Origin of the sequence: Clostridium intestinale (assembly GCF_035905475.1) — a bacterium.
Lineage (GTDB): Bacteria > Bacillota > Clostridia > Clostridiales > Clostridiaceae > Clostridium_T > Clostridium_T intestinale.
Window position 1 is genome coordinate 31,472 of the sequence record NZ_CP121166.1, and the last position, 13,706, is coordinate 45,177.

Annotated in this window: 13 protein-coding genes and 1 riboswitch; of the genes, 12 read left to right on the forward strand and 1 reads right to left on the reverse strand. The window is 30.7% G+C overall.

All coding sequences use genetic code 11. The features are described from left to right. Nucleotides 1-707: 707 nt before the first annotated feature. On the reverse strand, nucleotides 708-2,303 hold the full coding sequence (locus P8F83_RS00140) for a peptide chain release factor 3 (protein WP_021803161.1): 1,596 nt from the start codon (nucleotides 2,301-2,303) through the stop codon (nucleotides 708-710). A 244-nt stretch (nucleotides 2,304-2,547) separates the two neighbouring features. On the opposite strand from P8F83_RS00140, the gene P8F83_RS00145 reads away from it, so the two are divergent. The 12 genes from P8F83_RS00145 to P8F83_RS00200 all read left to right on the forward strand — a co-directional run bounded on the left by P8F83_RS00145 (nucleotide 2,548) and on the right by P8F83_RS00200 (nucleotide 13,686). Continuing rightward, entirely contained in the window at nucleotides 2,548-3,363 is an 816-nt protein-coding gene (locus tag P8F83_RS00145; RefSeq protein WP_326512954.1) for a Cof-type HAD-IIB family hydrolase, read from the forward strand. Next, entirely contained in the window at nucleotides 3,364-4,197 is an 834-nt protein-coding gene (locus tag P8F83_RS00150; protein WP_326512955.1) for a Cof-type HAD-IIB family hydrolase, read from the forward strand. After that, on the forward strand, nucleotides 4,190-5,254 hold the full coding sequence (locus P8F83_RS00155; RefSeq protein WP_326512956.1) for a pyridoxal phosphate-dependent aminotransferase: 1,065 nt from the start codon (nucleotides 4,190-4,192) through the stop codon (nucleotides 5,252-5,254). The genes P8F83_RS00150 and P8F83_RS00155 overlap by 8 nt, the downstream gene beginning before the upstream one ends. Nucleotides 5,255-5,277: 23 nt before the next feature. Next, nucleotides 5,278-5,460, forward strand: a riboswitch (cobalamin riboswitch). A gap of 123 nt (nucleotides 5,461-5,583) precedes the next feature. Beyond that, complete coding sequence (cobT, locus tag P8F83_RS00160) at nucleotides 5,584-6,630, forward strand: nicotinate-nucleotide--dimethylbenzimidazole phosphoribosyltransferase (RefSeq protein ID WP_326512957.1); 1,047 nt, start codon at nucleotides 5,584-5,586, stop codon at nucleotides 6,628-6,630. Further along, on the forward strand, nucleotides 6,627-7,187 hold the full coding sequence (gene cobU / locus P8F83_RS00165; protein WP_326512958.1) for a bifunctional adenosylcobinamide kinase/adenosylcobinamide-phosphate guanylyltransferase: 561 nt from the start codon (nucleotides 6,627-6,629) through the stop codon (nucleotides 7,185-7,187). The genes cobT and cobU overlap by 4 nt, the downstream gene beginning before the upstream one ends. Nucleotide 7,188: 1 nt before the next feature. Beyond that, on the forward strand, nucleotides 7,189-7,929 hold the full coding sequence (gene cobS / locus P8F83_RS00170) for an adenosylcobinamide-GDP ribazoletransferase (protein ID WP_326512959.1): 741 nt from the start codon (nucleotides 7,189-7,191) through the stop codon (nucleotides 7,927-7,929). Between the two features lie 8 nt (nucleotides 7,930-7,937). Continuing rightward, nucleotides 7,938-8,525 carry an alpha-ribazole phosphatase gene (cobC, locus tag P8F83_RS00175; protein WP_326512960.1) on the forward strand — a complete coding sequence of 196 codons (588 nt, stop codon included), beginning with the start codon at nucleotides 7,938-7,940 and terminating at the stop codon, nucleotides 8,523-8,525. Nucleotides 8,526-8,558: 33 nt separating this feature from the next. After that, on the forward strand, nucleotides 8,559-10,016 hold the full coding sequence (locus tag P8F83_RS00180) for a cobyric acid synthase (RefSeq protein WP_326514806.1): 1,458 nt from the start codon (nucleotides 8,559-8,561) through the stop codon (nucleotides 10,014-10,016). Beyond that, nucleotides 10,007-10,948, forward strand: coding sequence for an adenosylcobinamide-phosphate synthase CbiB (gene cbiB / locus P8F83_RS00185; protein WP_326512961.1), 942 nt, complete (start codon nucleotides 10,007-10,009; stop codon nucleotides 10,946-10,948). The genes P8F83_RS00180 and cbiB overlap by 10 nt, the downstream gene beginning before the upstream one ends. 47 nt (nucleotides 10,949-10,995) lie before the next feature. Then, complete coding sequence (locus P8F83_RS00190) at nucleotides 10,996-11,904, forward strand: ABC transporter substrate-binding protein (RefSeq protein WP_326512962.1); 909 nt, start codon at nucleotides 10,996-10,998, stop codon at nucleotides 11,902-11,904. A 13-nt stretch (nucleotides 11,905-11,917) separates the two neighbouring features. After that, nucleotides 11,918-12,922, forward strand: coding sequence for a FecCD family ABC transporter permease (locus tag P8F83_RS00195; RefSeq protein ID WP_326512963.1), 1,005 nt, complete (start codon nucleotides 11,918-11,920; stop codon nucleotides 12,920-12,922). Then, nucleotides 12,919-13,686: an ABC transporter ATP-binding protein gene (locus tag P8F83_RS00200; RefSeq protein WP_326512964.1), complete on the forward strand. Its 768-nt coding sequence runs from the start codon at nucleotides 12,919-12,921 to the stop codon at nucleotides 13,684-13,686. Before P8F83_RS00195 ends, P8F83_RS00200 begins: the two co-directional genes overlap by 4 nt. Nucleotides 13,687-13,706 lie beyond the last annotated feature (20 nt).

Genomic DNA, 13,706 nt, shown 5'->3' on the forward strand with positions numbered 1-13,706 from the left:
ATTAAAATTAATTCTTTCTTAGGATAACATTCCTGTAAAACATTGTCAACCTCTAAAAATTAAAAAATTAAATTTTTATAAATATTATAAAAATTTAATTAGTTTTAATGATATAGAAAATTTTTTTAGTGCCAAGCTAATTCTTTAAGCCTCTACAGAATAGATGTATGAAAGGAATTAATGAGACTTGAGAAGAAGTCTCCACAGAATAGATGTGTATAAAACAGCAAAATAGCGGAACAGTGGAAAATCGGAAAAGTGGAGCATTGGAACAGTTAAACAGCGATATGATGGAAATCAGAAATTCAAGAATATATCCTTTTAAAAATTAAAAATATTTTAGAAAAAACTGCATAATGAGCTGGCAGAAAAGGTAGACTACCCTATGTCGTAATGTCGTAATGTCGTAATGTCGTAATGTCGTAATGTCGTAATGTCGTAATGTCGTAATGTCGTAATGTCGCAATATAAGAATGTCGTCTGAACTATTATTTGATAGGTGTGTTTTTCAGGGCTTGTCTAGTTTGTTAAGATAAAAAGTTAGAGAAGGACTTTAAAGGGGCTTAAGAAGAAGCCTCAACAGAGTAAAAGTTAAAATTAGGCTCTTGAGAAGATATGAAAAAAGTTTGATGATAAGCTATGGAAAAGGTAGAAGTAACCCATTTAATAATTGAAAAAAGATGGACTAAGCCATCTTTTAAATTAAATTAATCGTCATTTTTACCTACATCAGATAATACTATACCTTTGTTATGATCTAAAGCCCAAGATATACCCCAATCATTTTGGAATATAAGTAGGTTTCTATCTTTAAAGTCTTTAACTTTTTTAGTATCTGAAGTTAGGTTAAGGCTATCCATATCTATGTTTGTATTTTCAATCCATCTAACATAGCGATAAGCCAGTCTATCCATTTTTATATCAACATTATATTCACTTTTTAATCTATACTCTAAAACTTCAAACTGAAGCACACCTACAACTCCAACTATTATTTCTTCCATACCAACATGAATTTCTTTAAATACTTGAATAGCTCCTTCTTGAGCTATTTGAGAAACCCCTTTTATAAATTGCTTTCTCTTCATAGTGTCTATAGGTCTTACTCTAGCAAAATGTTCTGGAGCAAAAGTTGGTATTCCTTCAAATTTAAATTTATTTTTACCTGAACATAAAGTATCACCAATAGAGAATATACCAGGATCAAATACACCTATAATATCTCCAGCATAAGCTTCTTCGATTATTTCTCTATCTTGTGCTAAGAATTGTTGAGGTTGAGATAGTTTCATTTTTTTAGCACCTTGAATATGATTAACATCAAGACCTTTATCAAATTTTCCAGAACAAATTCTCATAAAGGCAATTCTATCTCTATGAGCCTTATTCATATTAGCCTGTATCTTAAATACAAAAGCAGAAAAATCTTCGCTGAAAGGATCTATTTCTCCATTACTTGAATTTCTTGGAAGTGGAGAAGATGTTAATTTTAAAAAGTGTTGTAAAAATAATTCTACCCCAAAGTTTGTAAGAGCTGATCCGAAGAATACAGGAGTAAGATCTCCATCTTTTACTTTCTCTATATCAAAATCATCACCAGCTATATCTAATAATTCTATATCTTCTTTAAGTTTGTCATGAAGTCCATCACCTAAAAAGTTTCTAAAGGTTGGATCATCAATTGATCCTTCCATCATTTCAACTTCTGTTTGACCATGATTTCCAGAATTAAAGATAGCTATAGCCTCTTTATCTCTTTCATAAACACCTTTAAAATCTTTACCTGAACCTATAGGCCAGTTCATTGGATAAGATTTTATTCCAAGCTCTCTTTCGATGTCTTCTAATAGTTGGAAAGGATCTTGAGCTTCTCTATCCATTTTGTTTATAAAAGTAAATATAGGAATACCTCTTAATGCACAAACATGGAATAGTTTTTTTGTCTGATCCTCAACCCCTTTAGCGGCATCTATAACCATAACAGCAGAATCGGCAGCCATTAGGGTTCTATATGTATCCTCAGAGAAGTCCTGATGCCCAGGAGTATCTAATATGTTTATACAGTATCCATCGTAATTAAATTGCATAACAGAGGAGGTAACAGATATTCCTCTTTGCTTTTCTATTTCCATCCAGTCTGATACTGCGTGTTTTGATGCTTTTCTCGCCTTAACAGAACCAGCAAGTCTTATTGCTCCACCATATAAAAGTAATTTCTCAGTTAATGTGGTTTTACCAGCATCAGGGTGGGAAATGATAGCGAAGGTTCTTCTTTTTTGAATTTCTCTAATTAATTCTGTCACTTTGCTTCCTCCTTATTTTAATTTAAAAGATTTTTTGTATCTATAATAAAATCATTATATTTCTGTAACAAAACAAACTACATTATATCAATTGGAAGGAGAAATTTCAACTTATATGTCTTAGCATCTTACAAAATAATTAGAAAAATGTATAATATTTATAGGTATACTTTTGGAATATAGATGAATATGAGGTATATATGTATAGAATGGTTTTAATTTTGAAAGGGAAGGAGAATTATAAATGTACAAGTTAGTTGCAATTGATATAGACGGAACTTTATTAAAAAATGATAAAACAATATCAGAGAGAAATAGAGAATGTATAAATAAGGCGATGAAAATGGGGATAAAGGTAGTTATAACTACAGGAAGGCCTATACTTGGAATAATGACTTATCTTAAAGAGTTGAATTTAATAGGAGAAGATGAGTATGCTATAGCAGATAATGGAGCAACTGTATATAATACTAAGGACTTTTCCTTGATTCATGAAAGAGCTCTAACTGGTAAGGATATAAAATATATTTATCCATTTATGAAAAAGTACAATACAGAAATAGAACTTCATGTCCCAGAAGGTGGATTGGTTGAAAAGGATGCTGGCACTGTGTTCCCTAAAAAAAGAATGCCCTATATGGAATTAAAAACAATAGATATCCTGAAGGATGTTAAGGATGAAGATAAGATATTAAAGCTTTTAGTATTTGGTGAGTCTCATGTAATAGAAAGCATGTACTCTAGTATACCAGAGGAACTTATAGAGAAGTATACAGTTGTTAGGGCTTTAAATCATATGTTTGAGTTTATGTACAAGGGTTCCACAAAGGCATCTGGAATAGCTGTTTTGGGGAAGCACTTGGGAATAAAGAGAGAAGAAATTATCTCAATTGGGGATGAACTTAATGATTTAGATATGATAGAGTATGCAGGACTTGGGGTTGCTATGGGAAATGCTCGAGAAGAGGTCAAAAATAAGGCTGATTTCATAACTAAAAGTAATGAAGAAGATGGAGTAGCTTATGTTTTTGAAAAATTTTGTTTTGGAAGTGAGATTTAAATGTATAAGTTAGTAGCTGTAGATATTGATGGTACCTTACTAAATGACAATAAGGAGTTAACTAAAGAAACAAAAAGAGCTATAAATGTAGCTGCAAAACTGGGAGTCAAAGTAGTAATCACCACGGGGAGAATAATACAATCAGTAAAAGAACTGATTGAGGAATTAGGCTTAGAGGGTGAAGAAGAGTATGTAATTGCTAATAACGGCTGTACAATATACAACACAAGAGATTATTCTCTAGTTTATGAGAAGAGTCTTAAAGATAAAAATCTTAAAGAGGTTTATAAAAAGTATAAAAGAAAAGAGACTGTTATAGAAGTTCATACTTTAAATGGAATATTAACAGAAGATATAAGTGAACATAGGTATCAAATTAATAGATATCCTGAGATGGAAATACTTCAAAAAGATTTTCAAAAGGATAAAATAGAGGATCAAAAATTAGTAAAGATTTTAGTTAAAGGTGATGAAAAATATATAGAAGAACTAACCAAAGTAGTTCCAAGGGAATTACATGAAAAGTATGCAATTGTAAGAAGCTTGGATCATTTACTAGAATTTATGTACAAGGGTTCTAGTAAAGCTAAAGGATTAGAAGTTTTAGGAGAGATTTTAGGAATAAAAAGAGAAGAAATAATAGCAATAGGTGATGGCACTAATGATTTAGAGATGATTGAATATGCAGGACTGGGAGTTGCGATGGGAAACGCGAAAGAAGAGGTTAAAAAAGTAGCTAATTTTATAACAAAGAGTAATGAAGAAAATGGAGTTGCTTATACTATAGAGAAATTTATACTTAATGATAGGGAAAGGAAGGGCAAAATTGGCTAATAAACATGGTGGTGATATTTACACAGATGGTGTTTTAAAAGGAAGGCAAATATTAGATTTTAGCTCTAATATAAATCCATTAGGAGTACCAGGGAAATTTAGAGAAGCTTTAGATGAAATTTATAAAGAAGTAGTTAGGTATCCAGATTACAAATATAGAAAGCTTAAGGAAAGTATTATTACTTATGTAAAAACATATTATGAGACTAATTTGGATATGGATGAAATAATTTTAGGTAATGGTGCTTCGGAGGTTTTGGATTTATTTATATCTTCAGTTAAAAGCATAGGAATTATAGTTCCATCTTTTGTAGAGTATGAGGAATTTGCTTTGAAACATGATAACAGAATTACTTTTGTGCCTTTAAGTGAGGATTTTAAATATAACTACTCTTCAATAAGAAAAAGTCTAGAGGTCTTAGACGGAATAATAATAGGAAATCCGAATAATCCCACTGGAAATCTGATTGATAGAAAAGAATTTATGGGTTTATTAGAATATTGTAAAGAGAATAATAAAAAAGTAATTGTAGATGAAGCTTTTATAGAGTTTTGTGATGAAGAGAACTCCTTAGTTAACTTAGCTAAAAAATACTCTTGCTTATTTATTGTAAGAGCATTTACTAAGTTTTTTGGAATGCCCGGTGCTAGGCTTGGATATGGAATTTCTAGCAATAAGGAACTACTAAAGAAGTTTTCAAATTCTCAACTTCCGTGGAATATAAATACATTAGCTGAATTAGCACTACAAAAGTCCTATGAGGATAGGGAATACATAAATAAAAGTAAAGAGTGGATAAAAGAGGAGCTTCCTTATATGCTAACTAAGCTTAAAGATATTAGTGTAATTAGCAGAGTAATACCAACAAGCTGTAATTTTGTTTTATGTGAGTTAAAGGGTATTGATGAAAATAAATTATATGAAATTATGCTAGAAAAGGGAGTACTGATTAGAAAATGCTCTAATTTTAAAGGACTTAATGATAATTTTGTAAGATTTGCAATAAAGTCAAGAGAACTAAATAATATACTTTTGGATTTGTTGCGAGAATTATAGTTAATATGATATTATAAAAGAAAATTTAATAGTTATTCTATGGTGCCTTTTCAAAAGGTTAAAAGGGAAATGGGTTAAAAGCCCATGCAGCCCCCGTTACTGTATTGAGGATGAAACCTATATGAACCACTGAAGTGAGAGCTTCGGGAAGGATAGGGAGTAGGAAGAATCAGAGCCAGAAGACCTGCCATAGAAAGTAAGGTTTATTTTTCGGGAGGGAAAAGATGCCACGGGATATTGATTTTTAGTAGTTAAGTAGTTAACTATTTATTTTCATACATTAAACCAGTGGGATTATCACTGGTATTTTTTATTTTGGGGGAATAATCATGGGATTAAATTTAGAGGCAATGAAAGAGGCAAAGTTAAGATTAGATAGGCTTATAAAACCTGTAGGAAGCCTTGGAACTTTAGAGGAAATAGCTATAAAGTTTGCTGGTATAACAGGAAGGGTTAACAATAAGATAAATAAAAAGGGGATTGTTATATTTTCAAGTGATAATGGGGTATGTGAAGAAGGTGTGGCATCTGCTCCTCAGACTGTAACAGCTATGCAGACTATAAATTTCTTAAGAGGAATAACGGGTATAGGTGTTTTAGCAAGGGTGAACAATTGTGATTTAAAGGTTATAGATATAGGAATAAAAGAGGACATAAACTATCCAGGGCTTATAATTAAAAAAATAAGAAAAGGAACTTCTAACATGGCAAGGGGAGAAGCTATGACTAGAGATGAAGCTGAAAGAGCCATAAATATAGGAATAGATATTGTGAGGAAATGTAAGGAAGAAGGTTATGATATCATAGGCACTGGAGAGATGGGAATAGGGAATACAACATCTTCATCTTCCGTATTAATAGCTCTTACTGGATGTTCAATAGATGAGGCAGTAGGTCGGGGAGCTGGTCTTCATGATGATGAATTTTCTCATAAAAAGAAAGTTATAAATAGAATACTGGAGGTTAATAATCCTAAAAGTGAAGATCCACTAGATATACTTCATAAGGTTGGAGGATTTGATATAGCGGGAATGGTAGGACTGTATTTAGGTGCTAAAAAATATAAGATGCCCATTGTGATAGATGGATTTATATCAGCTGTAGCAGCTCTTTTAGCTTATAGAATTGATAGTGAGGTTAGGGATTACATGTTTCCTTCACATATATCTAGTGAACTAGGATATAACCTAACTATGAAGGAATTAGGATTAAATCCAATATTGAATTTTTCAATGAGATTAGGAGAAGGATCCGGATGCCCATTTGCTATGCATATTATAGAAAATTCTCTAGCTATAATCAATGAAATGGGAACTTTTGAAGAAGGAAATGTGGATATAAAAAACTATGAACATTATTGGAGGGAAGAAGCATGATATTGGTTACTGGAGGAGCTAGAAGTGGTAAATCCTCATTTGGTGAATCCATCTTAAAAGATGTGAATAGGGTTTTATATATAGCTACATCTATTCCAAAAGATGAAGAAATGGTTGAAAGAGTTAAAAATCATAGAGAAACTAGAAATCAGAGCTGGGATACCCTAGAAAGTTATAAAAATTTAGAGGAGCAGCTTAAAGAGGGATATACAGGAATAATGGTTGACTGTATAACTATAATGGTTACTAATTTGCTCTTCCATGGAATGGAGTCTTTTGAGGAAGCGGATTTTAAGAATATTGACTTTAGAAAAAAAGAAGAGGAAATCATAAAAGAAATAAGTTTAATGGTAAAAAGCTTTAAAGAATATGAACTTAAAAACACTACCAAAATAGTTCTAATAACTAATGAAGTTGGAGCTGGATTGGTTCCTGAATATAAGCTCGGAAGAGAGTTTAGGGATATAGCTGGAAGAGTTAATCAATATTTAGCTAAAGAAGCTAAAGAAGTTTATTTTGTTGTAAGTGGTATTCCTATGAAGATAAAAGGTGAGTAGTATGAAAAACTTTATTTTAATACTTCAATTCATGACTAGAATTCCTATAAATATAAACCTTAAGGTTGAGAGAGAAAATTTTCAAAAAGGTGTGGCTTATTTCCCTTTAGTAGGTTTAATAGTAGGAGGATTAGAGGCATTAGTTTATTATGTGTCAGCTAGGATTTTTTCAGTAAGCATAGCTAGTTTTTTTGCTTTAGTTACTCATATAGTTGTTACTGGAGCTATACATATAGATGGATTTGGAGATACCATAGATGGAATATTTTCAGGACGAAGTAAGGAAAAGATTCTTGAGATTATGAAAGACTCTAGAGTAGGAACCTTTGGTGCAGTAGGAATTATACTACTGATACTAGGGAGGTTTATAGCCATTAAAGATATGCCTTTTGATACTGCAATAACAGCTATAGTTTTAGCACCTATTATAGGGAGAACCTTTGTAACTTTTCTTATGTATAAAAGAAAATACGCTAGAGAAAAAGAAGGGTTAGGAGATTTATTTATAGGGGTTTTAGAGAAAAAAAGTTTTTTAATTGCTCTTGTTATAGGATGTATTTTAACTTTAGTAATAGCTAAAGAACGTGGAATTATTTTATTGATAGCAGGTTTTGGAGTAAGTATATTATTTAGAAACTATGTAGAGAAAAAAATAGATGGAGTTACTGGGGATGTTTTAGGAGCATCTATTGAGTTAAATGAACTTTTAATTTTACTATTATTCACAAGTAGTTTGTTTTAGGAGAGAATATGAAAATAGTTTTAGTTAGACATGGGGAAACAGAGGGCAATTCTAAAGGACTTTATGAAGGCAAAAAAGAAGTAAGTATAAATGATAATGGAAGAAACCAAAGTAAGAAGTTAGGAAATCTACTTAAGGATTATAAGTTTTCTAAAGTTTATTGTTCTCCTCAAAAAAGATGTAAGGAAACTTTAGATGTTATAATAGAAACCTTAGACTATAAACCTGAATCTATTGAATATAAAGATGAACTAAAAGAGATAGATTTTGGGCTTTGGGAAGGCTTAAGCTATAAGGAGATAGAGAAAGTATTTCCTAGGCAATGGGAAGAGTTTATTAATGATTACAAAGAATTTTCTTTTCCTGAGGGGGAAAGCTTTATAGATTTTTACAAAAGAACCACTAAAATCTTAGGTTTTTTAGATGATGGCAGTTATTTAATTTTAACTCATGGGGGTGTAATAAGAGCTGTTTTAAGTAAGTTATTAGGATCTGGAATAGAGGGATTTTATTCTATAAAACCTAAACAAGGAGCTTATAGCGAAATAAATTATTATAAAGACTTTGTAGAGATAGAATATATTAATAAAGATTAAAAGGAAGCAGGGATTAGTTTGAATAAGAGTATAATGCTACAAGGGACAGCGTCTACTGTTGGAAAAAGTATATTGTGTACTGCTTTATGTAGAATTTTTGCGGAAGATGGATATGATGTTTATCCTTTTAAAGCTCAAAATATGTCTCTAAACTCTGGGGTAACACCTGAAGGGGATGAAATAGGAAGAGCTCAAATAATGCAGGCTGAAGGAGCTTATAAAGTGCCTAATGCTAAGATGAACCCAATTTTATTAAAGCCAACATCAGATAGAAAATCCCAAGTTGTTTTACTCGGAAAGCCTTGGGATAACTTAGATGCAGTAGATTATTTTGAAAGGAAAAAAGTTTTAAAAAAAGAGATAATAAAGGTATATGAGGAAATATCAAAAGAACATGAACTTATTGTAATTGAAGGTGCTGGAAGTCCAGCTGAGATAAATCTATCTGATGAGTTTGTAAATATGGGAATGGCTAAAATAGCTAATAGTCCTGTATTACTAGTTGGAGATATTGATAAGGGTGGAGTTTTTGCTTCAATTTATGGAACAGTAATGCTTCTTCCAGAGGATGAGAGAAAACTTATAAAAGGAATAATAATTAATAAGTTTAGAGGAAGTATAGAACTTTTAGAACCTGGATTAAAACAAATTGAAGAATTAACAGGTATTCCTGTAGTAGGAGTTATACCGTATTTCAAATTAGACTTAGAGGATGAAGATAGTGTAACAGATTTTAATAAATTTAAGAAATCAGGGGACTTGAAAGTAGGAGTAATTAAATTACCGTACATGTCTAATTTTACTGATTTTAATTCTCTTGCATTAAGCCCTAATGTAGAATTATCTTTTGTAAGTTTACAAGAAGATTTAGAAAAATATCATCTTATAGTAATTCCAGGAAGTAAAAGTACTATAGCTGATTTAAAGGCGTTAAAAGATAGTGGTATGGACAAAAAAATAATTGAACAAAGAGAAAAAGGAAAGTTTATATTTGGCATATGTGGAGGGTATCAAATTCTTGGTAGAGATATTTATGATTCTATGAGATATGAAACTTCATTAGAAAAAGAAGAGGGATTAGCTCTTTTAAATGTAAAAACAGAATTTTATAAGGATAAAAATACGGTCATATCTAAAGGCGTTGAAAGTATGTTTGACTCAGAAGTGGAAGGTTATGAAATACATATGGGAAAAAGCCAAACCACAGAAAAAGCTTTTATTAAATTAAGTAATGAGGATGTAGATGGGGCTGTATCAAAAGATTCAAAAGTTATAGGTACTTATTTTCACGGCATATTTGATAATGAAGAATTTACCTTAAGATATTTAAATAAGGTAAGAAGATTTTTTAATATAGATGAGGAAAAAGAGAATTTCAATTATAGAAAATATAAAAATGAACAGTATGATAAGTTAGCTTCTATTGTTAGGGAGAGTCTTGATATGAAAAAAATACATGGTATTTTAGATGAGGATATAAAATGTCAGTAGTATTAGCTTTTTTATTAGATTGTTTATTAGGAGATCCTTATAAATTTCCTCATCCAGTGAAGTTTATGGGAAAGTATATTCGGAGATTTGAGAAATTCATAAGAAAGAAAACTCCTACTGAAAATAAACTGAGGTATTTTTATGGACCACTCCTTACCCTTAGTACGATAGCTATATTTTTTATGTTGACTTTCATAATTTTAAAGTTATTAAAAGAATTAAATTATGTGGTTTACTTAATAGTAAATATAATCATACTTTGGACTACTATTGCACCAAGATGCTTAAGTGAGGAAGGATATAAGGTTTATTTACCTTTAAGCAGGGGAGATATAGAAGGAGCAAGAGAGAGAGTAAGTTATTTGGTTTCAAGAGATACTAAGGAACTTAGTGAAAAGCAAATCTGTAAGGCAGCTATAGAAACTGTACTAGAGAATATTTCAGATGGAGTAATTGCTCCACTGTTTTATGCATTTATAGGAGGAGCACCTTTAGCTATGGCATACAAGGCTGTAAATACTCTAGACTCCATGGTAGGTTATAGAAATGAGAAATATGAGAATTTTGGATTTTTCTCTGCAAAAGTTGATGATGTATTTAATTTTATTCCAGCTAGAATAACTGGAATATTAATAATAATGGCTTCATTTATTCTTAGATATGACTATAAATCTTCATTTAAGATTTTCTTTAGAGACAGAAAAAATCATAAAAGCCCTAATTCAGCTCATCCAGAGTCAGCAGGGGCAGGGGCATTGAATATAAGACTAGGAGGTCCTACAAGTTATTTTGGAAAAATTGTAGAGAAACCATATATAGGAGAAGAAGTTGATGAAATTAAAGGTGTGCATATAATAAAATCTATTAAACTACTTTATGTATCAACTGTTATTTTCATCGGAATTTACGCTTTAGTTTTTATAAATATTTAAAAGAGGGTAGTTGAGAAGAGATTATAAAATAATTGGAGGAAAAACAAATGAAGATTAATAAAAAAATATTAGCAGTAATAATAAGTATTATGACTATAATTTTATTAGTAGGATGTACTAAAACACAAGAAATAAAGAAAGATGAAGCTATTAAAATAGTTGATTCTTATAATAGAGAAATTTCCTTAGAGAAGGTACCGGAAAGAGTGGTTTCATTATCACCTGGTGCTACAGAAACTATTTATGCATTAAGCTTACAGAATTATTTAGTTGGTAGGTCAGATTATTGTGATTATCCAGAGGAAGCAACACAAATAGAATCTGTTGGACAGATAACTGAACCTAATATAGAGAAAATAGCAGAACTTAATCCAGACTTAGTTATAGCGAGTGCACATTTTAGTAAGGAATTAGTGGATAAGATAGAATCTTTGGGAATAAAGGTAGCAGTACTTTATGGAGAGGATTCTTTTGATGGTGCTTATAAAAACATTAAAGATATAGCAGTAGTGCTTGGAAAACAAGAAGAAGGCACTAAAATTGTAGATGACATGAAAAAGAAGGTTGAAGAAGTTGAGAACAAAGTTAAGGATTTAAAGAAACCATCTGTTTATTATGTAGTAGGTTTTGGAAAGGCAGATTTTACAGCTGGAGGAAATACTTTTATAGGTCAAATAATTGATAGAGCTGGTGGAGAGAATATAGCTAAAGATATAGATGGATGGAATTATTCTAAAGAGGTTTTAATGGAGAAAAATCCAGATATTGTAGTTTTATCAGATAAATATGACTCTAAGTCAGGTTTTACAACTGGAGAAGGTTATAAGGATTTAAATGCAGTAAAAGATGGTTGTGTATATGAAATAGATGACAATATGTTATCAAGGCAAGGTCCAAGACAGGCGGATGGCTTAGAAGCTTTAGCAAAGATAATTCATCCAGAAGCTTTTAAGTAGAAAGGTATTAGTTTTGAAAAGGAAAAGATTATTTACAAGTTTAGTAATTTTCACATTTATCATAGGGCTGGGATCTTTGACTGTAGGTTCTGCAAGTATTTCTTCCCTTGAAGCTATTAAGATTATAATTAATTATTTTATTAAGGTTTCTGAAGGCAGTATGAGCGAAAAAATCATTATGAATATAAGAGCTCCTAGAGTTCTTATGGCACTATTTACGGGAGCGGGGCTCGCTATTAGTGGCGTAACATTTCAAGGATTGTTTAAAAATCCAATGGGTGATCCATTTGTTTTAGGAGTTTCATCTGGAGCAGCACTAGGAGCAACTATAGGTTTAATACTTAATTTAGAAAAAAATAATTATATATTAATAACTTTACTAGCTTTTGGAGGAGCTATAGTGACTTTAATGTTAGTTTACAATGTAGCTAGGGTAGGAAGTAAGATACCCATAGAAATACTATTGTTATCTGGTATAGCAATTAGTTTTTTATGTAATTCATTAATATCATTAATTATGATTCTTAAAAAAGAGGCTATGGATAAAATAATATATTGGACATTAGGAAGTTTAAATACTTCAAGCTATAAACAAGTCTTATTAATAGTACCAATAGTAGTGTTAGGAAGTCTTTTTATATATAGAAGATATAAGGATTTAAATATACTGTCAATGGGAGAAGAAGATGCCTATAGTTTAGGTGTAGAAGTTGAGAAAGTGAAAAAAGAATTAATTATAATATCTTCACTTATTGTAGCGGCTTTAGTTTCTGTAACAGGGATAATAGGCTTTGTAGGACTTATAATTCCACATATAGCTAGAATGATTGTTGGAAGTAATCATGGGGAGCTAATACCATTTTCATTTATATTAGGAGCCTTATTTTTAGTTGTTTGTGATACAATTTCAAGAGTTATAATTGCTCCAAGTGAACTACCAGTAGGAGCAGTTACCGCTTTGCTTGGTGCACCTTATTTTATCTATCTGCTCTGGAAAAAGAAAAGAGGATCATTATGAGTTTCTTAGAGATAAAAAATTTGAACTATGAAGTTAGAGAAAAAAAGATATTAAAAAACATAAATGTAGACTTTAAATCTGGAAAATTTTATTCTATTATTGGGCCAAATGGAAGTGGAAAAACTACCTTTATTAAGCACTTAGTTAAAGGAATGGGTCTTAAAAATAACATATATTTAGATGGGAAAAGTTTAAATGAATATAGAGCAAAGGATTTTGCAAGAAAGATAAGCTATGTTCCTCAGATAATTTCTTATGAAATTGACTTTAGTTGCTTTGATGTTGTTATGATGGGAAGAAATTATGCACAAAATAGTTTGTTTAAATTGAATAATAAAGATATTGAAAAAGTTGAAGAAGTTATGAAAGTTACCGATACATATTTTTTAAAAGATGTAAGCATTAAAGATATAAGTGGGGGAGAAAGAGGTAGAGTGATTCTAGCAAGGGCCTTATGTCAAGAGGCAGAATGCATAATATTAGATGAACCTCTAGCCCACTTGGATATAAATCATCAGATTAATATGATGAGAATGCTTAAAGAAATAAATAAGAGACTTAATAAAACTATAATAATGGTTAATCATGATATAAATTTAGCAATAAAGTATTCAGACAAAATTATAGTATTTAATAAAGGGGAAATTGAAAAAGAATGTAATCCAAATGAGATACTTGATAAGGAGCTTCTTAATAATGTTTATAAATTAAACCTTAAGGATGAAAACATTAACTTGGAACAATTTTTTATTAATTTTTATTAAAAGGTTGGTAAAGATACAGT

Coding starts and splice junctions, on each gene's coding strand:
- P8F83_RS00145 (WP_326512954.1), top strand. CDS start 2,548: ATGTACAAGTTAGTTGCAATTGATATAGACGGAACTTTATTAAAAAAT.
- cobU (WP_326512958.1), top strand. CDS start 6,627: ATGATATTGGTTACTGGAGGAGCTAGAAGTGGTAAATCCTCATTTGGT.
- P8F83_RS00150 (WP_326512955.1), top strand. CDS start 3,364: ATGTATAAGTTAGTAGCTGTAGATATTGATGGTACCTTACTAAATGAC.
- cobT (WP_326512957.1), top strand. CDS start 5,584: ATGGGATTAAATTTAGAGGCAATGAAAGAGGCAAAGTTAAGATTAGAT.
- cobS (WP_326512959.1), top strand. CDS start 7,189: ATGAAAAACTTTATTTTAATACTTCAATTCATGACTAGAATTCCTATA.
- P8F83_RS00200 (WP_326512964.1), top strand. CDS start 12,919: ATGAGTTTCTTAGAGATAAAAAATTTGAACTATGAAGTTAGAGAAAAA.
- P8F83_RS00180 (WP_326514806.1), top strand. CDS start 8,559: ATGCTACAAGGGACAGCGTCTACTGTTGGAAAAAGTATATTGTGTACT.
- cbiB (WP_326512961.1), top strand. CDS start 10,007: ATGTCAGTAGTATTAGCTTTTTTATTAGATTGTTTATTAGGAGATCCT.
- P8F83_RS00190 (WP_326512962.1), top strand. CDS start 10,996: ATGAAGATTAATAAAAAAATATTAGCAGTAATAATAAGTATTATGACT.
- cobC (WP_326512960.1), top strand. CDS start 7,938: ATGAAAATAGTTTTAGTTAGACATGGGGAAACAGAGGGCAATTCTAAA.